26 protein-coding genes are annotated in these 20,936 nt (G+C 69.4%); 15 read left to right on the top strand and 11 right to left on the bottom strand.

All coding sequences use genetic code 11. The features are described from left to right. Positions 1-13 precede the first annotated feature (13 nt). The 3 genes from VM889_06270 (at position 14) to VM889_06260 (ending at position 3,624) form a co-directional block, all read left to right on the top strand. A complete protein-coding gene (locus VM889_06270; GenBank protein HVL48144.1) occupies positions 14-1,252 on the top strand; it encodes a hypothetical protein in 1,239 nt (412 codons plus the stop codon). A gap of 124 nt (positions 1,253-1,376) precedes the next feature. Beyond that, the gene (locus VM889_06265; GenBank protein ID HVL48143.1) at positions 1,377-2,654 is read left to right on the top strand and encodes a hypothetical protein; all 1,278 of its coding nucleotides are present in this window, start codon (positions 1,377-1,379) and stop codon (positions 2,652-2,654) included. A gap of 160 nt (positions 2,655-2,814) precedes the next feature. Further along, positions 2,815-3,624: a methyltransferase domain-containing protein gene (locus VM889_06260; GenBank protein ID HVL48142.1), complete on the top strand. Its 810-nt coding sequence runs from the start codon at positions 2,815-2,817 to the stop codon at positions 3,622-3,624. A gap of 120 nt (positions 3,625-3,744) precedes the next feature. Here VM889_06260 and VM889_06255 read toward each other — a convergent pair whose 3' ends face one another. Both VM889_06255 and VM889_06250 read right to left on the bottom strand, forming a co-directional pair. Beyond that, positions 3,745-4,014 carry a type II toxin-antitoxin system RelE/ParE family toxin gene (locus VM889_06255; GenBank protein ID HVL48141.1) on the bottom strand — a complete coding sequence of 90 codons (270 nt, stop codon included), beginning with the start codon at positions 4,012-4,014 and terminating at the stop codon, positions 3,745-3,747. A gap of 2 nt (positions 4,015-4,016) precedes the next feature. Further along, positions 4,017-4,259, bottom strand: a complete 243-nt coding sequence (locus VM889_06250; GenBank protein ID HVL48140.1) for a DUF2683 family protein — start codon at positions 4,257-4,259, stop codon at positions 4,017-4,019. 602 nt (positions 4,260-4,861) lie between these two features. Here VM889_06250 and VM889_06245 point away from each other — a divergent pair. Then, entirely contained in the window at positions 4,862-5,083 is a 222-nt protein-coding gene (locus tag VM889_06245; GenBank protein ID HVL48139.1) for an AbrB/MazE/SpoVT family DNA-binding domain-containing protein, read from the top strand. Further along, positions 5,080-5,448 carry a PIN domain-containing protein gene (locus tag VM889_06240; protein ID HVL48138.1) on the top strand — a complete coding sequence of 123 codons (369 nt, stop codon included), beginning with the start codon at positions 5,080-5,082 and terminating at the stop codon, positions 5,446-5,448. Before VM889_06245 ends, VM889_06240 begins: the two co-directional genes overlap by 4 nt. On the opposite strand, the gene VM889_06235 is transcribed toward VM889_06240, so the two are convergent. Then, positions 5,429-5,605 (bottom strand): hypothetical protein, encoded by a 177-nt coding sequence (locus tag VM889_06235; GenBank protein ID HVL48137.1) that lies wholly within the window; start codon positions 5,603-5,605, stop codon positions 5,429-5,431. The genes VM889_06240 and VM889_06235 overlap by 20 nt on opposite strands. Before the next feature lie 123 nt (positions 5,606-5,728). Here VM889_06235 and VM889_06230 point away from each other — a divergent pair, with 123 nt between their 5' ends. Then, positions 5,729-6,340 carry a hypothetical protein gene (locus VM889_06230; protein ID HVL48136.1) on the top strand — a complete coding sequence of 204 codons (612 nt, stop codon included), beginning with the start codon at positions 5,729-5,731 and terminating at the stop codon, positions 6,338-6,340. 46 nt (positions 6,341-6,386) lie between these two features. Then, complete coding sequence (locus tag VM889_06225) at positions 6,387-8,195, top strand: CocE/NonD family hydrolase (protein ID HVL48135.1); 1,809 nt, start codon at positions 6,387-6,389, stop codon at positions 8,193-8,195. Here VM889_06225 and VM889_06220 read toward each other — a convergent pair. Then, the gene (locus VM889_06220; GenBank protein HVL48134.1) at positions 8,192-8,857 is read right to left on the bottom strand and encodes a hypothetical protein; all 666 of its coding nucleotides are present in this window, start codon (positions 8,855-8,857) and stop codon (positions 8,192-8,194) included. The genes VM889_06225 and VM889_06220 overlap by 4 nt on opposite strands. Before the next feature lie 107 nt (positions 8,858-8,964). On the opposite strand from VM889_06220, the gene VM889_06215 reads away from it, so the two are divergent. Genes VM889_06215 through VM889_06205 form a run of 3 tightly spaced genes read left to right on the top strand, consistent with a single transcriptional unit; the run spans position 8,965 to position 11,224 of the window. Beyond that, positions 8,965-10,260, top strand: a complete 1,296-nt coding sequence (locus VM889_06215) for a hypothetical protein (protein ID HVL48133.1) — start codon at positions 8,965-8,967, stop codon at positions 10,258-10,260. Between the two features lie 37 nt (positions 10,261-10,297). Next, entirely contained in the window at positions 10,298-10,660 is a 363-nt protein-coding gene (locus tag VM889_06210; GenBank protein ID HVL48132.1) for a hypothetical protein, read from the top strand. 51 nt (positions 10,661-10,711) lie between these two features. Further along, positions 10,712-11,224, top strand: a complete 513-nt coding sequence (locus tag VM889_06205; protein ID HVL48131.1) for a ferritin — start codon at positions 10,712-10,714, stop codon at positions 11,222-11,224. On the opposite strand, the gene VM889_06200 is transcribed toward VM889_06205, so the two are convergent. Together VM889_06200 and VM889_06195 are read right to left on the bottom strand one after the other, a co-directional pair. After that, positions 11,225-11,608 (bottom strand): PIN domain-containing protein, encoded by a 384-nt coding sequence (locus VM889_06200; protein HVL48130.1) that lies wholly within the window; start codon positions 11,606-11,608, stop codon positions 11,225-11,227. After that, on the bottom strand, positions 11,608-11,802 hold the full coding sequence (locus VM889_06195) for a hypothetical protein (GenBank protein ID HVL48129.1): 195 nt from the start codon (positions 11,800-11,802) through the stop codon (positions 11,608-11,610). Before VM889_06195 ends, VM889_06200 begins: the two co-directional genes overlap by 1 nt. A gap of 94 nt (positions 11,803-11,896) precedes the next feature. Here VM889_06195 and chrA point away from each other — a divergent pair, with 94 nt between their 5' ends. Beyond that, positions 11,897-13,066 (top strand): chromate efflux transporter, encoded by a 1,170-nt coding sequence (gene chrA, locus VM889_06190; protein ID HVL48128.1) that lies wholly within the window; start codon positions 11,897-11,899, stop codon positions 13,064-13,066. Between the two features lie 6 nt (positions 13,067-13,072). Here the strand turns inward: chrA and VM889_06185 are convergent, their stop codons facing one another. After that, positions 13,073-13,288, bottom strand: a complete 216-nt coding sequence (locus VM889_06185) for a hypothetical protein (GenBank protein HVL48127.1) — start codon at positions 13,286-13,288, stop codon at positions 13,073-13,075. Between the two features lie 151 nt (positions 13,289-13,439). On the opposite strand from VM889_06185, the gene VM889_06180 reads away from it, so the two are divergent. Then, positions 13,440-14,990, top strand: coding sequence for an acyl-CoA carboxylase subunit beta (locus VM889_06180; protein ID HVL48126.1), 1,551 nt, complete (start codon positions 13,440-13,442; stop codon positions 14,988-14,990). Here the strand turns inward: VM889_06180 and VM889_06175 are convergent, their stop codons facing one another. Continuing rightward, entirely contained in the window at positions 14,991-15,581 is a 591-nt protein-coding gene (locus VM889_06175; GenBank protein HVL48125.1) for a hypothetical protein, read from the bottom strand. Positions 15,582-15,617: 36 nt separating this feature from the next. Beyond that, positions 15,618-16,379, bottom strand: coding sequence for a hypothetical protein (locus tag VM889_06170; protein HVL48124.1), 762 nt, complete (start codon positions 16,377-16,379; stop codon positions 15,618-15,620). A gap of 88 nt (positions 16,380-16,467) precedes the next feature. On the opposite strand from VM889_06170, the gene VM889_06165 reads away from it, so the two are divergent. Further along, positions 16,468-17,427 carry a GNAT family N-acetyltransferase gene (locus VM889_06165; GenBank protein ID HVL48123.1) on the top strand — a complete coding sequence of 320 codons (960 nt, stop codon included), beginning with the start codon at positions 16,468-16,470 and terminating at the stop codon, positions 17,425-17,427. Then, positions 17,424-17,693, top strand: a complete 270-nt coding sequence (locus VM889_06160; protein ID HVL48122.1) for a DUF1294 domain-containing protein — start codon at positions 17,424-17,426, stop codon at positions 17,691-17,693. Before VM889_06165 ends, VM889_06160 begins: the two co-directional genes overlap by 4 nt. On the opposite strand, the gene VM889_06155 is transcribed toward VM889_06160, so the two are convergent. Together VM889_06155 and VM889_06150 are read right to left on the bottom strand one after the other, a co-directional pair. After that, on the bottom strand, positions 17,690-18,217 hold the full coding sequence (locus VM889_06155) for a PH domain-containing protein (GenBank protein ID HVL48121.1): 528 nt from the start codon (positions 18,215-18,217) through the stop codon (positions 17,690-17,692). The two genes, VM889_06160 and VM889_06155, sit on opposite strands and share 4 nt — an antisense overlap. Next, the gene (locus VM889_06150) at positions 18,214-19,365 is read right to left on the bottom strand and encodes a PH domain-containing protein (GenBank protein ID HVL48120.1); all 1,152 of its coding nucleotides are present in this window, start codon (positions 19,363-19,365) and stop codon (positions 18,214-18,216) included. The genes VM889_06155 and VM889_06150 overlap by 4 nt, the downstream gene beginning before the upstream one ends. Positions 19,366-19,458: 93 nt before the next feature. On the opposite strand from VM889_06150, the gene VM889_06145 reads away from it, so the two are divergent. Then, a complete protein-coding gene (locus VM889_06145) occupies positions 19,459-20,919 on the top strand; it encodes an amino acid permease (GenBank protein HVL48119.1) in 1,461 nt (486 codons plus the stop codon). Positions 20,920-20,936: the final 17 nt, after the last annotated feature.

Raw genomic sequence — 20,936 nt, 5'->3', positions numbered from 1 at the left:
GCAATTAACGTACGTGCCCCGTTCCGCCCTTCATCTTGAAAAACGGCTGGCCGCTGTCAAAGACAATCTGTGCAAACTGGTCGCAGTGACCGGTTCGACCAAGTCCGGGAAGACCGTTCTCACTACCAAGGTTTTCCCACGTGACCAGGCCATCTGGATTGATGCTGGATCGGTGAAGGTTGAGGAGGATCTTTGGTCCTTGGTAGTGGATTCTATCGCCGGCTACACCGAGGTCTCGGCTGAGGCTAGCCGATCCACCGAGGGGACGTTTTCAGGAAGCGTTTCCGGCCATGCAGGAGTCCCACTGGTGGCGAAGGTAGAGGCCGAAGCCAGCGGCGCCATGACACACGCTCGGGGAAGGTCTGAGACGCGGTCCCGGGCCCTCGCTCCACGTCCTGCCGCCATCGCTCAGCTCCGTCGGACTCGGACACCCCTGGTGATTGACGATTTCCACTATCTCAGTCGAGACGTCCAAGGAGCGGTCGTTCGGGCCCTCAAGCCCCTAGTTTTCGAGGGGATCCCAGTGGTCTTGATTGCAATCCCCCACCGCCGCTATGACGCAGTGAAAGTCGAACGGGAAATCACAGGCCGGATTGAAACGATTGATGTCCCATCTTGGTCCACGGAGGAGCTCCACCAGATTCCCCAATTGGGTTTCCCCCTCCTCAACGTGAAGGTGGCTCCTGAAGTCGCATTGAGACTAGCTGGCGAGGCCTACAGCAGTCCGCACCTCATGCAGGAGTTTTGCCGAGAGTTGGCGCGAGAAAATGGGATTGAGGAAACTTCCAAAGATCCCTTGCCGGTTGGTCACGTTAACGACAAACTCTTCCGCGAGGTCGCAGAAGGAACGGGCCGCGTGATCTATGATAAACTGTCGCGGGGACCCCGACAGCGGTCAGATAGAATGGACCGGCCCCTGAAGGCCGGCGGCACTGCAGACATCTACGAGGTTGTGCTGCTAGGATTGGCGAAGGTCGCACCCGGCCTGGCGAAGGTTGAGTATGAAACCCTCCGCGCAGCGATTCGGGAGATTCTCGCAGATAATATCCCGCAGGCCCATGAGGTGACGAGGGTGCTGGAACGGATGGCGGAGATTGCCGCGAGCGACGAGGCCTCAACCCCCGTTCTTGACTGGGACACGGACGAGCAGAAGCTGCACATCACCGACCCTTTCTTCGCGTTCTTTCTCAAGTGGGCCGCCCACGCCGCCCAACAAATTGCTCCACCCGACGCCGCTTCGCGGCGCGGGTGAGCTCAGTCGTTAGAACGCGCTGCAACCGTGTGCAGTTCAGGCCGAGGCGGTTGGGCGCTGCTAAGGGTGCAAGAGGGTGGACCGAATGGCTCGGTATAAGACACGGGATGGACGTGCGTCCATCGTGAGACTGCTGCTCATCAGTATGACGTTCGCGTCCGTGATGCTGGCGCTGCCTATGGCGAGTGCGCAATCTGACATCTACGTCCCGGAGACTGAGGGGCGGACCCTTGAGCCGGGTGTTCACCTGTTCTATGAGTTAGATGACGCCTCGGGGGTTACCCGCTACGACTTCCTCATCCAGGCCAGCGGTCCGATCGACATCTTCCTCCTCAGCCAGATCCAATACGAGGCTTACCAAGGAGCTTCAAGTCGGTACTTTCCGACCGAGAGCTTCCTCCAGAAAACCTCCCTCCGCCACATCTTCAGAGTTCCCGCGAACCAACCCTACGTTCTCGTTATTGACAACTCCGCCAGCCCGTCAGGTGGTGCTCCGGGGAGTGGATATGTGACGGTCCGGTCGGGGTACATCCCGCTCACGCCGGACGGAACGGCGGGAGGCTTGGACGACTTCCTTCGGACCTTGTTCCTTCGCCAAGATTACTGGGAGGTACCCCTCGTGACAGGCGTTGCAGTCGCCGGACCTACCCTAATTTTCTTCTTCATCGCGCTCGCGTCAACCGGGATTGCGCACGTGGACGAAGAGGAACAGGGCCACTGGTGGCTGTCCTTGATCGTCCTAACCATCGTTGGGGCCGCATTCACCATCGTGGTGCCGGGTGTCGGTTTCCTCCTCGACGCGCGCTGGCTGACCATCCCGGCCGCCATCTACGGATATCTGACCTACAAGCGCACGGCCAACACGATGGTCTCGGTGGCCGCCGTGTTCTCGGTGACTTACTTCGCCAGTCTGGTGGGAGTCGATGTCCTGACTGAAATCATGCACCACACCGAGCACGTCGAGGACTACTACTACACAGGGAGCATCGGAGTCTTCGGAGGCGCTGGATGGGGAGATCTCCTCATCATCGCGCCCGTCATCGCCGTCGCGACGTTCCTTTTTTGGGGTCGTCTCGGAACGAGCCATACCAAGCTCCCCGTCGAATCCAGCCTCCAAGGCGACACCCACGACGGCACCCTCTTCTTGAAGATCGTCAACAGGGGAGAACAGGCCGCCCGAAACGTACAGATAAGCGCCACCTTCCACGGTCACGGCCTGCCCGATACAGCGATTGAGGAAGGTCTTCTCGTCGAAGAACTCCCTCCCGGACACGAAGTCACCCACTCGATGGATCAGCCTGGGCGCGTGGTGGGGTTGGATGCCGCGTGGGGTGCAATCCGTGTGATTGCTTGGGCGGAAAACGCCCGAGCGGTTGGTGACACCATTGAGCTCACCGACTGACGGGCCAGTCGATGGTCGCTCCTCGCCGGTGGAGGCCTATGAGAATACACCGCGCGTTCTAACAAATCGCTAAAGCCGACCTCTCCCACCGGTCGAGCGGCTTAGCTCAGTCGTTAAGCAGTCCGTCCAAGCAACTCGCGAGAAGGGAGGTATACCGAAGATGTCCCAAGCAAACCACCCGATCGACACGACGGCTGCCGAGGCGTACGAGAAACACATGGTCCCGGGGATGTTCGCTCACTGGACAGAACGTGTGGTGGGGTTGGCCGCCCCGCAACGGGGAGAAAGCGTGCTGGACGTGGCCTGTGGCACGGGTGTTGGGGCAAGGGTGGCCGCGCGCGGCGTTGGCCCGGCAGGGAAGGTGGTGGGCCTGGACATCGATCCGGGCGTCGTCGAGGTGGCACGAAAAATGGCGCAGGGCTTCGATATTCCGATGGAGTGGCACTGCGCAAGCGCGCTCAAGATGCCCTTCGACAGCGCCACGTTCGATCTCTGTCTTTGCCTCCAGGGCCTCCAGTTCATTCCGGATCGTCAGGCCGGTCTCGCCGAGATCCACCGCGTGCTCAAGCCGTCGGGTCGGCTCGCGGCAAGCATCTGGGGACCGCTCGAAGACAACAAAGGTCATGACGCCGTGGTTAGAGCCCTGGAACGTCAGGGGGTCGACGCTTCGGCGGCGAGGCGGGCCTGTTGGTTTGCCGACCCGGAGGATATCCGTGACGCGGCGACGCGTGCGGGGTTCTCCGCGATCGAACTTCGCACTGAGGACGGAGTCTCTCACTTCGCGTCCATCCAATCGTTCATCGACGGCATGACCCTGGGTTCACCCTCCACTCGGCACGCTGTGGCGCTTCTGCCCGAGCATGGGCGCGACGCGTTTCTCAAGGACGTGAGCGCGATGCTCGAGCCTTACGTGGCCAACGGTGAACTCAGGTACCCGATGCGCACGCACGTTCTGCTTGCGCGGGCATAGACGAAAAGGCATGAGTAGCCTGCCCAACCGTGCGCTGAAGACGGACCCTTCGCGAGCAGCCTTCGCCCGCTCGCTTCGGGCCGCTGAGCGCGATCGTTATCCGCGCCCGCCGCCCCGCGATCATGTCTCATAGACTTCGTCATGATGCGCGAGTCGCAGAAGGCGGACGGTTCCGGTCGGTTCATTCGGCTCGAAGAGGAGGACGAAGGAGCTTGCGACGTGAACGCGCCGTACGCCTTTCAGCGGACCCCGAAGAGGCTTGTAGTGGAGAGGCTGTTCCAGGATCTGGGCAACCTTGTTGTCCACGGCCTTTCGAAGGACCGCATCCTTCTTGCAGAGCTTCCGATAGTCGCGCTCGAAGTGCGGCGAGACCTCCAACTGCCACGCCATCTTCACTCGAGGAGGTCGCCGAGCTTGTTCACCTTGCGGAACCGTCCCTTCCGGGTCTTCTCGACTTCGTCCACGAATTCAGGGCGGAAGTTCGGGTCCAGGATGTATTCCTCGTAGGCCTCGACGATGCGCTCCACGGCCTCGGATTTTCCCTTCAGGCCTTCCTTGGCCTTGACGACGTTGACCACCCGGTTCGCCCGGTCGGAGAGGTGGATGACCGCCTTGGGCATGTCGAGTAACTCCATGTTACATCTCGTAACGCATCATAATAAGTCTTTCGGGGGGCCCCAGAAGGTGAGGAAGCCCACCGCGAAGCCAAGCTCCCGACGGCCTGGCCGACCCAGGACTCGACCCGAAGGACAGGAGAGAAGGCATGGGGTCTAGCAAGTCGTTCAGCTAACCGCTCGGGCGCTGGACCGCCTTCGCGGCGACTTAACTCCGTCGTCAGACGCCCACCGAACGGCAGACATAGAGATCGGCGCGGCAGCACGGACGAATGAGGCGCCTGATGAGCCGCGGCGATGACCCGCCTCGCCCGCCTGAGGCGTTTCAGCCTTCGGACCGAGAGATCCTGTCTCGGGTGGCTTGCGCGGTTCGGCGCCGTCACGCGTCACCCGCTTCCCTCGTCCTTGACGCCGAGCGACGCGGAAGCGTTCTCCCACTTGGCCGTCGAGAGGAAAGGCTCGGGCTCCAGGTAGAAGGAGGCGTTCAGTGCCTCCCTCCTAGCTACCGGCAACCCCTGGGGCAGCGGCCACACGGACGAGCCCGCTGATCCGTAATGCCCTCGACGGCGTCCGGTGCCTCTTCCGGTGGACATTCATATATGTGAGATGAGACATCTCATGTGATGATGGTTGAAACACGGTCCACCGTCCGCCGCTGGGGCTCGAGCCTCGCCGCCGTGATTCCCCCCGAGGCGCTCAAGGCCGAGGGCCTCCGTGAGGGCGATGAGGTGATCCTCGAGGTCCGCAAGGCGCGACGCCTGGAGGACCTCTTCGGGCTGTTCAAGAACAAGAAGCTCGACGCGCAGGCCGTCAAGGACGCGATCCGCGCGGAGGATGCCGAGTGAGGCGCTTCCTCGACACGTATGCGATCGTGGAGATCCTCAACGGCAACCCCGACTACCGAGGCGTGCTCGAGGACGCCGCGACGAGCCTGTATCACCTCTACGAGCTCCACGTCCAGCTCGCGCGCCTTCGCGACGAAGCCACCGCGAATGCCGTCTACCGCGACCTGCGATCCCTCGCGGTCGAAGCGACGGACGCGGACGTCCTGGCCGCTAGCCGCTTCAAGCGCGCCCACCCCAAGGCCGGGTTCAGCTACGCGGACGCGCTCGGCTACGCGATGGCGCGCGAACGCGACGTGCCCTTCGTGACCGGCGACAAGGCGTTCCGGAAGATCGACGGGGTCGCGTTCATCGCGGGGCGGAAGTGAGGGGAACGACGAGCGCGGGCGGCCGGTCCACGCCCGCGGCGAAGCGCGACCCCATCTCCATCGTGGGCGCTCGCTCCGCATCGACGTGCACCGGTCGCACGAACGCCTGGAGGCGGTCGAAGAGGCGGCAATGCGCTGAACGCGCGCTGCGGCTCACCTCGAAAGACCCCCTCGAGGGCGTCCCGCCCATGCCGACCTCCGCCTCCTCGGCTTGGCTCGCTGCCGCGCCATAGACAAGGCTATGATCGGGCGGCGCCTCCGAGAACCGGTCGAGTCGCCCATGCTCGAATTCCACCCCGTCACCGAACGCCCAACGCCCCCCGCGCGCCTCGCGGAGCTCTTCGTCGAGGCGCGCCGCGTCCTCGTCGAGCGGGGCATGGCCTCGATGGACGAGTACGGCGACATGCTGAAGTGGGGCCTCCCGCGCGTCGACGGCGTGTGGCGCAACATCCACGTCTTCCATCCGGACTGGTGCTCGTACAGCGACCGCTTCTGGGGCACGATCCACTTCCACGCGGGCTGGATCCGCGGCACCGTGCTCGCGGGCGCCATGGAGCACTACACGTACCGCGCGGTCGAATCGCCCGACGGCGACCGCTTCCACGGCGGCCGCGCCTACACGCTCGCGCGGCACACGGACGTCCACCGCGAGGGCGCGACGTACGAGCTCCCTGCGCGCGTGCCGCACTGGATCAAGCCGACCGCGCTCACGCTGACGTACTTCGAGGAGCAGGAGACGGAGGATGCCTCCGATCTCGTGAACCCCGCCTCGGAGGCGATCGACGAGCACCGCTGGACGCAGGCCCAGGCCGACGCGCTCCTGCCGGAACTCCTCGCGCTCATCGACGACCGGCTCGCGCGGCTCGCCCCCGCCGTCCCGGGCTTCCGGTGAGGCCCCGACGCGATCCTTCAAGTGGCCCGAAGCCGTCGAGCCCCTGATGGCCCCGTCCGCGCCCGGCGTCCTCGCCCTCGCAGCCGCGCTCCTTGCGGCGGGCTGCCTCGCCGCGACGCCCGCGCAGGTCGGGCCCGCCGAGGCTCCCGGGCCCGGCCCCGCGGTCCCGCCCGGGGTCTACGCGACGACGGGCGACTTCTCGCGCGTCCTCGCGCCGGGGCCCCACGCGATCCTCCCGGACGCGGTCGAGGTGCTGAAAAGCGCGCGCGACGGCGTCGACATCCGCGTGGGCCTCGTGCGGCCCGACGTCCCGGAGGGGACGCGCGTGCCGGTCGTCGCGCACCTCTCCGTGTATCTCCCCGAGGTGCGCGAGGGGACGCTCCGCGACAACGTGTGGAACACCCGCTCCGATTTCCTCGTGGAGAACCTCGTGCCGCGCGGCTACGCAGTGGCCTTCGTCGCGGCGCGCGGGTCGAGCGGGTCCGGCGGCTGCTGGGACATCTACGGCGAGGCGACGCGCGCCGACCTCGACCAGGCCGTGACGTGGCTCGCGAGCGAGCCGTGGTCCACGGGCGCGGTCGGCACCATCGGCCTCTCGTTCGACGCGGTCGCGCAGCTCCAGGTGGCGGCCGCGGGGAACCCGCACCTGCGCACGATGGTGCTCATCGGCGCCGAGCCGGACCACTACTCCTTCTTCGTGCGCAACGGCACGGTCGCCGCCTCGACCTTCCTCCTGAATCCCGTGTTCAATGCCTGGGCGGCGACGAACACGCACTTCTTCCAGGTGCGCGGCCCGCCCCGCGCCCCATCGCCGTCGGCCGTCTGCCCCGAAGCCGCCGAGCATCTCGGCCCCGGCCTCGCGACGTTCGCGACGGGCGGACGCGGGGCGAGCGGATACTGGGTCGAGCGCGACCTGAGGCCGCGCGTCGAGGCCTCGTGGAACGGCAGCATCCTCGGCGTCCACGGGTTCCGCGACGACGTCGCGCACATCCGGCTCGTCGAGCCCTGGTACGGCATGCTCGCGACGAAGGGCTTCGACGTGAAGCGCGTCTACGGCCAATGGGGCCACACGCATCCCGACCAGACGAACGACAATCCGACCCTCCGATGGGACTGGGCCGAGAAGCTCGCGCATTGGTTCGACCTCCACCTCAAGGACGACGCGACGGCGACGCGCGGCCCGCCGGTCGAGGTCGCGGACCAGACGGGCCGCTGGCGCGCGGAGGAGGCGTGGCCCCCGCGCGACGCGACGCCCGTCACCTACTATCTCACGGGAGGCGACGGCCTCGCGTCCGAGCCCGATCCGCGATCCTCCCTGACGCCGCTTGCGACGGATCCCGCCCGCGCGCTCCTCCCGCCCGCGGTCGGTCCGGCAGAGGCCGCCTTGGAGACGCTTGCCCCGGAATGCCGGCGCTGCGCTTTCTTCTCCACAGAGGTCGCAAACGCGACGTGGCGCTTCGCGGGGGCGCCGCTCGCGCACGTCACCGTCGTCCCGACCGGCGCCGCGGGCCATGTCACGGCGCGCCTTTACGTCGTGAACGGGACCGACGCGACGCGCGTGAGCGTCGGGCAGATGGACATCCGCTTCGCCGCGGGCGGCGACGAGCCGAGCCTTGTGAGCCCGGGCCAGCGCCTGCTCCTGCGGATGCAGCTCGAACCCGCCGACGTCGTCGTGCCGGCCGGCGCGCGCCTCGCGATCGGGTTCGACACGAGCGGCTACGGGACGATCCTCAACCACTACCGCGCCTCGCCCGCGGCCGCGCCGGTGCTCCTCGCGCACGGGGGCCGGGACAGCACGCTCACGCTCGCGGTCTTCGATCGCGCGGACGAAGCATTCTTCGACACGCCGCGTTAGCGCAGCGCCGCGAACGACCCGAGGCTCTCGAGCGCGATCGTCGCGGTTGGGCAGTCTGCCCCATCGCCGCCGAGGCGCGCGCGGTGCCCCGAGATGATCGCGCCGATGCCCGAGAAGGTCGTTTGAGCCTCGGGACCTTCGAGGATCTCGGTCGTGCAGGCGGCCTGATGGCGGCCGAGGCGCAGGAGGTCCGGCGAGAGCGCGAGGTCGAAGGGCGCCTTCGGAAGCGTCTCGCTCCAGCGGGGGGCGGTCGTCATCCAGGCGACGCCCGAGAAGACCGCGAGGCGGCGCGGTTCCCCCTCCTTCACGATCTCGAGCGCGCTGACATACGAGGGCGGAAGCGCGCCGGGGAACGCGAGCATGGAAATTGTGCGGTTTGCCGCGTCGATCGTGTATTCGCCTTCGCGGAACTCCGCAACCGGCGTCACGAAGCGGAAGTGCTCGTCGCCCTCGACCTTGAGCCGACCGAGCGCGATGCCGGCGACGGATTGTCCTTCCCAGCCCGCGTCGCGCGGGCTCGCGCAGCCCGCGTCCTCGAAGGGGCACAGCACGACCTTCGAGGTCGGCGGCGCCGCGTAGAAGTGGAGCGCCGCGGCGACGAGCGCGAGCGCCCCGAGGCCGGCGGCGAGCGCGAACGCGAGCTTCGGGCGGGACGCAGCCATGCGGCCCATTCTCCGCCCCGGGGCCATCAAGGAAAGGGCGAGGGCCCCAGGGACCCCGGGACCCTGGGCGCCGATACATCCATGTCAGGTCCGGTTTTTCCCGATTCGTGGCGGGTTGGCTCGACGGGCTCCTCTTCGTCCAGGGGCTCCTCCTCGTGGGTCTCGCAATCTTTCTCCTCGCGCGCGGCGCGCGCGGGGCTTCGACCGTCCTCCTCGCGATGGCCATCGGCGGCCCCGGCCTCATCATGGCGGCGCACGGGGGCTTTCCGCTCGCGGGCGGCTATCCTCCGTTCTACTTCACCGCGTTCCAGCTCACCTACGGGACGCTCATGTGCGCGACGCTCGCGTTCGCCATCGCGTACCCGGCGCGCGTCCTCCACGCGAAAGCAGCGTGGCGCGTCGCGTGGGCCTTCATCCCCATCGCGGTCACGCTCGCCGCCCTCGTCGTCGCGACGCCGCTTGTGATGAACGCCGACCTCTCGCCCGCGACGCCGATGCTGAACGTCGTCTCGTTCATCATCCCGGCGGCCTACCTCCTCGGCGCCATCGCGCTCGGCGCGAAGTGGGCGCGCGCCGCGCCCGGGCCGCACAAGGGGCAGTTCCTGTTCGTGCTCCTCGCGTACCTGTTCTTCAACATCCACGACGGCGTCGGCATCCTCGCGCACGCGACGACGAACCTGTTCCGCGATGCGTACCCCGCGGTCCCCACGGCTTTGACGTTCCTCTACGCCGCCTGCGTCGTTGCCGGCGTGAGCGTCGCCGGCGTGAGCGTCCGCCGGATGCTCACCCGGCCGCGCGAGGAGACCCGTGAGGACCGGTTCCTCGTGCTCGGCGTCGTCGCGTTCATCCCGATCTCCGTCCTTCAGATCCTCGTCGCGGTGGCGGGCCACCACGTGAACGGCGTCACGACGCACCTGCTCATCGACGGCCTCATCCTCCCCATCCTTGGTTACGGCGTGCTGAAGTACCAGATCCTCGACGTGGACCTCAAGGTCAAGTGGGGCATCCGCAGCGGCACCCTCGCGGGGGCCGGCCTCGTCATCCTGCTCGTCGTGCAGCAGCTCATCGAGCAGCACGTCGGCTCCGTATTCGGCGCGGTGGGCGGCGCCGTCGTCGCGGGCGTCGCGCTCTTCGCGCTCACGCCGCTCCAGCGGGCGGCCGAGCGCGTGAGCGAGCGCGCGATGCCGAGGGTGCAGGAGAGCGCGGCGTACCTGAGCTTCCGCCGGATGGAAATCTACCGCGCGGCGCTCGAGGGCATCCTCCGCGACGGCACGGTCGACCGGCGCGAGGCCGCCGTCCTCGCGGGCCTGCGCGAGGAGTTGGGCCTCACGCTCGCCGACCACGAGGCGCTCGAGGGCGACATCCGCCGACGGCTCGCGCCGCCGGTCGCGGTCGCGGCCTGACCGGAAGGGCGAAACGCGCCGATTCCGCTCGCCCTGCATGGATCCGATCGCGCTCGCCGCCTCCGCGCTCGTCGCCCTCGCCGCGATGCTCGGCGCCGCCGTCTGGCACGGGCGCGCGCTCCGGCGCGAGCGCGAGCACGCGGGGCACCTCCACGTCGTCTTCGGCGGCGAGAACCACCCGTGGGTCGAGGCGCACTGGCGCGCGGAGCGCTTCCGGTTCTGGCCGCTCGCAGGGGGGCTTGCGGGGGCCGCGGCCGGGGCGCACCTCGCGGGCATCGTTCCCGATGGCGGGGTTGCGGCCGTCCTCGCGCTCCTTGTCGCGCCCGCTCTGGCTTTCGTCGTCACGGGGGCGCTCAGTCGCGCAAGACTCGCGCGCGCACGCAAGGCGAAACCCTCTTGACCCGCCGGCCCGCATGCTCGACCCGCGCCCGACTTGGCGCGAGGTGACGACATGGCCCGAACCGCCGAGCTTCCCCCGAAGATCCAGGACGCCCTCAACGCCCAGCTCAAGGACGAGCTGGCCTCCAGCTACACGTACCTCGCGATGGCGGCGTACCTCGAGACGGCCAAGCTCCCCGGCGCCGCGACGTGGATGCGCATGCAGGCCCAGGAGGAGCTCGGCCACGCGATGCGCTTCTACGATTTCGTCCATGACCGCAACGGCCGCGTCGTCCTCGGCGCGCTCCCCGCGCCCGCGAAGGAATGGACCTCGCCGCTTCGCGCGTTCGAGGAGGCGCACGCGAACGAGCAGAAGGTCACGGAGAACATCGTGCGGCTCTACGAACTCGCGATGGCCGAGAAGGACTACGTCTCGCACGCGTTCCTGCAGGCCTTCCTCACGGAGCAGATCGAGGAGGAGAAGACGGCCTCTCGCATCGTGGACATGCTCAACATGGCGGGCGATTCGCGCTCGGCGCTCCTCATGGTGGACAAGGAGCTGGGCGCGCGGTCGAAGGCCGAGTGATCAGGCCTTCACGAAACGGACGCCGTCGAGGCCGCGGAAGCCCTCGTCGCCCGTGACGAGATCGCATCCGTTCTCGCGGGCCACCTCGTAGATGATTGCGTCGCCCAGACCGAGCGATTGCCGAGCGGCGCGCTGGGCCCATTTTGTCAGGCCGGCGCGCTGGGCCGCCTCCCGCGTGACATCGAGGACGGGGCCTCGTCGCGCGATGAACGCAAGCCGCGCCTCGAGCCCGGGGCGATCGGCGCGGGCGTGCAGGTCCGACAGTTCGGCAAAGGTCAGGACGCACGTCGCGACGTCGCCCTTCTCGATGAGCGGCCGCAACCGCGCTCCCGCCCGGCTGCCTTGGAAGTATTCCACCCATGCCCACGTGTCGAGGACGTCCATCAGTCCCACATCGCGTCGCGCGTCTTGCGGTCGAGGCGCGGGAGTTGGGGGTCGACCCCGAACATGGACGTGGGGATTCCGTCCGCCTGGTCGAGGAGCCGCTTCACGACTTCGTTGAGGCTCGCGACGCCCCAGTCCTCCTTCAGATGAACCAGGCGCCGGTGGGCCTCGTCGTCGATCGCGATCGTGGACACGTTACAACTTACAACACTCTCTTATAATAGCCTTTTCCGGACGTCCCCGCACTCCCGCGCGCCCCCTTAAGCCGCGGGGGTCGGCTTCGGGTCCGTGACCCCGCGCGAGCCGTCCCCCTTCGGGCCGGGCAACCCCTCCGACCCGAGCGCGCGCTACGTGTTCCTGCGTTTCCTCCGCTACGGCTTCCTCGCGTGGGGCGGGCCCGTCGCGCAGATCGGCCTCATGCACCGCGAACTCGTGGAGCGCGACGGCTGGATCACGGAGGATCGGTTCCGCAAAACCCTCGCGCTCTACCAGGCGCTGCCGGGCCCCGAGGCGCACGAGCTCGCGGTCTACTTCGGCATGGTGAAGCGGGGCCGCCTCGGCGGCTTCCTCGCGGGCCTCGGGTTCATGCTGCCCGGCGTGGTCCTCGTGACGCTCCTCGCGGCGGCCTACCTCTCCATCGCGGGCGTGTCGGACCACGTGCACCGCTTGCTCTACGGCGTGCGCCCCGCCGTCGCCGCGCTCGTCGGCTTCGCCGTCTACCGTCTCGCGCGCCGCACCGTGGATTCCGCGCTCCTCGCCGCGATCGCGGTCGGAGCGATCCTCGCGAGCCTGCTTGCGCCCGCGGTCGGTCTCGTCGGCATCATGGCCGCGGGCGGGCTCGCGGCCCTAGCCGCGACCGCGGTCCGCTCAGCGCGGTCGTTCGCGTTCGCGCCGCTCGGCCTCGCGAGCCTCGCGTTCCCCGCGCTCGGCGCTTCGGGCCTCCTCGCGCTCGCCGTCCTCTCGGCGAAGGTCGGCCTCCTCACGTTCGGCGGCGCGTACACCGCGATCCCGTTCCTCCAGGCGGGCGCGGTCGAGGAGCACGGGTGGATCACGCAGGCGCAGTTCCTCGACGCGCTCGCGATCACGAGCCTCGTCCCGGGACCGCTCGTCGCCGTGGGGACGTTCGTCGGCTACCTTGCGGCGGGCCCCGCAGGCGCCCTTCTGGCGACGGTCCTCATCTTCGCGCCGGCGTTCGCGTTCACGCTCGTGGGGCACGCGTTCTTCGAGCGGATCGTCCACGCGCCGCGGCTCCACGCGTTCCTCATGGGCGTCACCGCGGCCGTGATCGGACTCATCGCGGTCTCGATCGTCCCCATCGCGCGCGCGGGCCTCGTCGACATCCCCACCGTCGCGATCGCCCTCGGCGCGGCGCTCGCGCTCGCGCGTCACGTGCCGATCCCCGCGGTGGTCGCGGGGGCCGCGGCGGCGGGCCTTCTCGTCAGGCTCGCCGCCGGGTGAGGAAAATCACTTCTTGACGTAGTACGCGTTCGCGCGGGCGGCGCCGCCGAGGTCGAGGAAGCCCTTCTGCTTGAGCGACGCGACCGCGGCCGAGACCTGGCCCTTGCCCATCGGCGCCACGAGCTTCGCGATGTCGTCGACCTTCTTCGCGGCCTCGGGCTTGGTCGCGGCGGCCTTCTTCAGCGCGTCGTACACCTTCTGCTCGTGGGGGGACATGGACATGAGGGGAAACCCCGGGCGGCAAGCCGTCGTCCCCGTCATAAGAGTTTCTTCGCGAGGGGCTGGGGTTTGCGCGGTCGGACGGGCCCTTTTGCGGCCGCGGAGGCGCCGTCCCCGCACAACCTTCAAGGAAGCCGACCCGCTTCGCCGCGGCGTGAGCGTCGAGGACCGCATCGAAGGGCTCCGCAAGCTCAAGGAGAAGGCCCGGCTCGGCGGCGGGGCGGACCGCATCGCGAAGCAGCACGCGGCGGGCAAGCTCACCGCGCGCGAGCGCATCGAGGCGTTCCTCGATCCCGGCACGTTCCGGGAACTCGATCCATTCGTCGTGCACCAGGTGTCGCGCTTCGGGATGGAGAAGAACAAGCCCCTCGGCGACGGCGTCGTGACGGGATGGGGCCGCGTGGACGGCCGCCTCACATACGTCTTTGCGCAGGACTTCACCGTCTTCGGCGGATCGCTCGGTCTCGCGTACGCCGGGAAGATCACGAAGATCATGGACCTCGCGGTGCAGAACGGCGCGCCCGTCGTGGGCCTCAACGACTCGGGCGGCGCGCGCATCCAGGAAGGCGTGGACTCGCTTGGCGGCTACGCGGAGATCTTCTGGCGCAACGAGCAGGCCTCGGGCGTCGTGCCCCAGATCAGCGTCATCATGGGCCCGTGCGCGGGCGGCGCGGTCTACTCGCCCGCGATCACCGACTTCATCGTGATGGTGAAGGGCACGAGCCACATGTTCATCACCGGGCCCGAGGTGATCAAGAGCGTCACGCACGAGGAGGTCGACTTCGAGACCCTCGGCGGCGCGAACACGCACAACGAGACGTCGGGCGTCGCGCACTTCGCTTGCGATTCGGAGGAGGACGCGCTCTTCCTCGTCCGCAAGCTCCTCTCGTACATCCCCTCGAACAATCTCGAGCCCTCGCCCGCCGTCGCGACGACGGACCCCGCGGACCGCCGCGACGCGGACCTCGCGCGCATCGTTCCGGATTCGCCGGACCTCCCGTACGACATCAAGGACGTCATCGCGCGCGTCTGCGACAGGGAATCCTTCCTCGAGGTCCAGCCGCACTACGCGAAGAACATCGTCGTCGGCTTCGCGCGCCTCGGCGGCAAGTCGATCGGCGTCGTCGGGAACCAGCCGAAGGTCCTCGCGGGCGTGCTCGACATCGACGCTTCCGTGAAGGCCGGGCGCTTCGTGCGCTTCTGCGACGCGTTCAACATCCCGCTCGTCACGTTCGTGGACGTCCCCGGCTTCCTCCCGGGCACGAGCCAGGAGTACGGCGGCATCATCCGCCAGGGCGCGAAGCTCCTTTACGCGTACTGCGAGGCGACGGTGCCGAAGCTCACCGTCATCACGCGCAAGGCCTACGGCGGCGCGTACGACGTCATGTGCTCGAAGCACGTGCGCTCCGACTACAACGTCGCGTGGCCCACGGCCGAGATCGCGGTCATGGGCCCCGAGGGCGCGGTCAACATCCTCTACCGGAAGGAGCTCGCCGAGGCGAAGGACCCCGCCGCGAAGCGCGCCGAGCTCGTCCGGCAGTACCGCGAGACGTTCGCGAACCCGTACGTGGCCGCCGAGAAGGGCTACATCGACGATGTGATCGAGCCGCAGGACACGCGCGCCGTCCTCATCGACGCGCTCCAGAGCCTCGCTTCGAAGCGCGTCGAGCGCCCGCCGCGCAAGCACGGCAACATCCCGCTCTGATCACCAGGCTTCGCGCCCGTGCCGGGCGAGAAGCCACGCCCGGAGGTCGTCGAGCGCGGCGGGACCGCCATCGTCGATGGCCCCCACCGCGCGATAGCCTCCATGAATCCACGCCGCGTAGCCGTAGGAGCAACCGTCGGCGATGAGCGTGTCGCCGTCGTATTCGCGCGCGAGATCGGCGAAGCTCGCGGCTGCGACGAGCCCGCGCAGGCGCTCGAACGCGGAGGCGTCGAGCGGGACCCGCTCGGCGTGGATGATCGTTCCGTTCGCGTGGAGCCAGCGCTCGTGATAGGTGCCGATGGCGAGCCCTGTCGCGACGGCCTCCGTGACGACGCGGGCGGCTTCCTCGCTCGGCATCGAGAGGTTCGGCGCGCGCAAGGGCGCGTCCGACGCCTCGATCGCGACGTGGCGGAGCGCCCCGTCCGCGTCCACGACGACCAGGTCGCCCATCGGGTGCGGCTGCGTCCCGCACGCCCACGCCATCGCGACGAAGATGCCGCTGTCGGGCAAAGGCGCGAGCGGGGCGTCCTCGGCGGCGAGGCAACCCGCGAGCGCGAGGGCGAACAGGACCGGCGCGGCGAAACGGAGCACGGCCCGACATCGCCGGGCGGCCGTTTCAAGCCATGCTCATCGGCGTCGCGCGACCGCGGCGACGGCGACGACCGCGAGCGCGACGCCGACGAGCCCGAGGGCGGACGTCGGGGCGCCATCGCCGTCGACCGTCTCGTTCGGGGCGGGCCCGCCCGTGCCGTTCGACGGGGGCGGGGTCGCCTCGCGCGCGCCGAGCGTCGTGAACGACTGCACGACGAGGGGCCTCCCGTCGGCGCCCATGATCGGGCCGTAGGTGCCGTTGAAGGCCATGATCATCACCTCGACGTCGGCGGGCGTCGTCCCGGCGGTCGTGTTCGCCACGACCTTGATGACCATGACGCCGTCGAGCCGCGCGGCTTCGTACCAGAAGTTGAGGCGCTTCGTCCCGGCGCCTTCCTTCGCAAGGTAGGCGGTGCGCGGATCGTTCGCGACGCGGAGGTGACCGTCCTTGATGATGGGTTGGAATTTCGCCGCGGGCGGATTCGTCGCGTTGCCGCCGGTCCCGTTCCCCGTCCCGTTCCCGCCGGGCGCCGGGGCGGGCGCTCCGTGGCTCCCGTCCGACCCGACGCTCACGAGCACGAACCGCGCGCCCGCGTCGCGCGCGGCGGCGCCGTTCACCGTGACGTCCGCCTCGACGGTGGCGTTGCCGTTCGCGAGCGGACGCGTGTTCTTCTTCATCGTGACCTGACCCAGGAGGCCGATGCTCTCGCGCTCGTCCGCGGCGGGAACGGCGGAGGCCGCAAAAGCGGCGGCGACGAGCGTGACGACGGCGAGGGCGACCGCAAAGCGGGCGTGCATGCGGGGCGCGCCGCCGCCCGGGGGGATAAGCGGATTGGATCGATGATCGACGATTCCCTCAAGCGTGAGGAGCGCGCTCGCGGCCGCCATGCAGGAACCCGCCGTGCGGCTGCGCGTCCTCGAAGCCGCCGACGCCGACCAGGTCGCCGCGTGGTGGAGCGATCCGGAGATCCGCCACCTCGCGCTCACGGGCCACGAGCGCATGGACCGCGGCGCGGTGCTCGACGCGATCCAGCACGCGCTCCACGAGCGTTACGTGCTCCTTGGCGTCGAGGTCGACGGCGCGCTCGTCGGGCAGGCGGGGCTCCGCGACATCGAGGAGGTGAGCGGAACCGCGGAAGTCGGCATCGTCCTCGAATCGAAAGGCCGCGGGCGCGGCGTCGGACGCGAGACCGTGACGCAGCTTCTCGCGCTCGCGTTCGACGAGATGAAGCTCCACCACGTCATCGCCCGGACGTTCGCCTACAACGACCGCGCGATCCGCCTCTTCCGCGGTCTCGGCTTCCGGGAGGAAGGGCGGCTGCGCGAACACCGCCGGCTCGACGACGGGACCCGCGCCGACGAGATCGTGTTCGGGATCACCGCGCCCGAGTGGCGACGCGAGGCCGCGCGCGCCCGCGAGGCCAGCGTGCCGCTCCCGTTCGACGAACCCGGGAACGCATGCTTTGCGTGCTCGCCCCGCGCCACGCGCGGCCTCGGCCTGCGCCCGCGCCGCGAAGGCGACGCCGTCGTCGCCGACGTCGCGTTCGCTCCGGACCACGTCGGCCCGCCCGGCATCGTGCACGGCGGCCTCGTGGCGACGGCGCTCGACGACGTCGGCGTGTGGGCGCTCTGGGCCGCGACGGGAGAGACGGGGCTCCTCGCGGACCTACGGGTGACGTATCGCGCGCCGGCGCGGCCGGGACGCGCCCTCGTGGCGCGCGCGGGCGTCGAGCGCACCGAAGGGCGCGACGCGTGGGTGCGCGCCACCCTCTCGGACGGCGACACGCTCCTCGCGGAGGCCGCCTTGCGTTTCCGCATCGTCCTCGGGGGGCGGCTCGAGCCGTGATTCCGCCCTGGGCCTCCGCGTGGGTCGCCCTCGCGAGCGTCGTCGCGTTCGCGGCGATGGCGTTCGACAAGATCAGGGCGCGTCGCCGCGCCGCGCGCGTGCCGGAGCGGGTGCTTCTCGCCCTCGCGCTTGCGGGGGGATCGCCGGGCGTCGCCGTGGGCATGGTGGTGCTCCGGCACAAGACGCGCAAGATGTCGTTCGTGACGGCGCTTCTCGGCGTCGTCGCGTTGCAGGGCGCGCTGCTCCTCGCGCTCGACGCGATCTAGTCGCCCTTCACGATCCACGCCACGTTCGCGCCGCGCTCGATGCCGTCGCTTGTCTCCGCGAGAAGGCGGCCGCCGTCGCGGAAGGCGGGGATGACGATGGTGGTCCCCGCTTCGCCATAAGCCGAGATGGTCGCGGTCCAAAGGTCGAACCAGTTGAGGATCGGACCCTGGCTGACGGTGACGCGCGAAAGGCGCGAAAGGGGGACGCTCTGCACGTTCACGCTCACGAACGAGGTGATGGCGTACACGCGCTCCTCGGTCACGACGTAGCGCGAGAAGACGAGGGCGAGCACGCGCTTGCCGACGGCGGGGAGGAAGCCGAAGACGATGAGCATCGCGAACGTCGCGAGGCCGAAGGCCTCGGGCTCGGCGCCGAACACCAGGAAGGGTCCGATCCACCCGCCGAGCGTCGCGGCCGCGCCGCCGAGGAGGATCGGCGCGAGGCCGAGGAGCGACGGGCGCGCGACCCACCGGATGCGCTCTCCGGGCCGCACGTGCGCGACAGCGAGGTCGTCGAGCGTCACGCCTCGGCCTCCGGACCGTCGACGGCGCGGGCGCGGGCGGATTCGATGATCTCCTTCACGGCGATCGCGTCGAAAAGTCCGATCATCTTCGCGGGCGCCCCGACGCTTCCCGCCGTGTTGATCGTGAGCGAGCCATAGCCGAGGATGCGCCCCGGGATGTCGCGGCCGTACACGATGTCGGTGATCTTGTCGTACGTGAGCTGCGCGACGACGGTGCCCACGATGCCGTGGCGCACGTACACGCGGCGGTCGGTCACGACGAACTCCATCCTCTTGAGCGCGAGCAGGCGGACGCCGACGACGACCACGGCGATGACGGGTACGGCGACGAAGAGGATCGGCGGAGGTCCAAAATTCCCGCCCGTCGAGGCGACCATGGAGAATGCCCAGGCGGCGAACAGCAGGAACGGCGCGATGGCGCCCTCGGCCGCGACGCGCAGCGTGGGCTTGCCGCTCCAGAGGACGCGGTCGCCCTGCTGGACGTAGTCCGGCCGCGCGCCCGCGGGCGCGGACGTGAGCGGCGGGAGAGCCGCGGCCGGCGCGGGCGAGGCGGCGACGTCGGGCGTCGCGCGGGCGACGGGCCGGGGCGCGGCGCGGGCCGTCGCGGGGACGCGTTCGAGGAGCTTCGCGATGAATCGTTCGCGCGCCGCCTCCGCGTGTTCCTTCACGGCGAGCGCGTCCGCGACGCCGCGGATCGCGACGTCCCCGCCCGCGGTCATGAGGACGAGCGTCGACGTGCCGAAGACGCGGTCGAGGACGTTCCGACCGTACCAGAGGTCCGTGACCTTGTCGTGCGTCGTGAAGTGGACGCGCGTCCAGAGGCGCCCGACGCGGCTGTAGACGCGCGCGTCGGTGATCACGTATTCGGACGTCCGCACGAGGAACCACGCGCGGACTACGGCCGCGGCGACGGCGCCGACGACGAGCCCGAGGGCGGGCGCGACGAAGGGCGCGACCTCGCGCGCCGCGCGGGGTTGGAGCGTCCCGAGGAAGCCGTGCCCGTAGAGGAGGACGGCGACGAGCGCGAGGCCGACGGCGACGGGGGGAACGGCGAGGACGCCGAACCAACCGGGCTCGGGCTTCCCGCGCGCGATCACGGTTTCGTCGGGACGGAGGTAGAACCAGGGCGGCGTCGGGACGAGGGCCACGGCGGGGAAGCCACGTCGCGTCGAAAAAGGCATCCGCGCCGCGACGCGCGGATGGCCGTTTTATACCCCCGAGCCCATCGCGGTGCGATCGACGTGGGTCTCTGGTCCGCGGTCCGGGAGCGCTATGGCGTCCGAACGCCCCTCGCGGAGCTGCGGGCCAAGGCCGAAGGCACGGAGCTGCGGCGCACGCTCGGCGCGTGGGACCTCACCGCGCTCGGCGTGGGCGCCATGGTGGGCGTCGGCGTCTTCACGGTGACCGGCCTTGTCGCGGCGGACTACGCGGGCCCCGGCGTCGCGCTCTCCTTCGTCGTCGCCGCGCTCGTGAGCGTCCTCGTCGCCCTCGCGTACGCGGAGCTCGCGACGCTCATGCCGCTCGGCGGCAGCGCCTACACGTACGCCTTCGCCTCGATGGGCGAGCTCGTGGGGTGGCTCGTCGCGTGGGCGCTCATCGCGAGCTACGGCGTCGGGAACGCGGCCATCGCGAGCGGCTTCAGCGACAACCTGTCCGGTCTATCCGAGGCCTTCGGTATGGCCCTGCCTCAGACCTGGACCGCGACGCCCGGGGCGGGCGGCCTCGTGGATGTGCCCGCGGCGCTCGTCGTCGGCCTCGTCACCATCCTCCTCCTGAGGCCCGTCAAGGAGAGCGCTTCCTGGAACTCCGCGCTGGTCGTGATGAAGATCGGCACGCTCCTCCTCTTCATCGTCCTCGGCGCGACCGCGATCGATACCGCGAACTACACCTCCTTCGCGCCCAAGGGTGTCGAAGGCATCGTCGCGGGTGCCGGCCTCGCGTTCTTCGCCTTCCTCGGCTTCGACGCCGTCTCGACGGCCGCCGAGGAGACGCGCAATCCCGGCCGCAACGTCCCGCTCGGCATCCTCGCGTCGCTCGCGATCGTCGTGGTGCTCTTCGTCGCCGCGGCGCTCGTGCTCACCGGCATGGCGCCGTCGGAGCTTCTGAGGAGCGGCGAGCCCCTCGCCTTCGCGCTGCGGTACGCGGACCTCGGATGGGCGGCCGTCATCCTGAACGTGGGCGGCCTCCTCGCGACGCTCTCGGTGCTCCTCGTCTTCCAGCTCGCGACGACGCGCATCGTGCTCGCGATCGCGCGCGACGGGCTCCTCCCCTCGTGGCTCGCGGCCGTCTCCGCGAAGCACGCGACGCCCAACCGCACGACGCTCATCCTCGGCGCGATCGTCGCGGTCTCGGCGGCGGCGCTCCCGCTCGACTTCCTCATCATGCTCACGAACGAGGCGACGCTCTTCTTCTTCGCCATTGTCTGCCTCGCGGTCGTCGTCCTCCGGCGCACCGAGCCCGACGCGCCGCGCGCGTTCCGCTGCCCGGGGTCGCCCTGGGTGCCGCTTGCGGGCGTGGGGGCCTGTCTCTATCTCATGGCCACGTTCGGTCCGCTCATCCATTACGGGTTCGCGGCCTGGATGGGCGTGGGCCTCGTCCTCTACGCGGTGTACGGAATCCGGGCGAGCGCGCTGCGCGCGGCGCGGGCCAAGCGGGGGGCCGAGACCGCGCCGGTCGCCCCCGCGCCCCCGGTGGAGCCTTGAAGGCGACGGCCCGCCGT

It is taken from the genome of Candidatus Thermoplasmatota archaeon, assembly GCA_035540375.1.
Classification (GTDB): domain Archaea; phylum Thermoplasmatota; class SW-10-69-26; order JACQPN01; family JAJPHT01; genus DATLGO01.
Note: the sequence above shows the minus strand (reverse complement) of the source record. Positions and strands in the feature narration are given on the sequence as shown.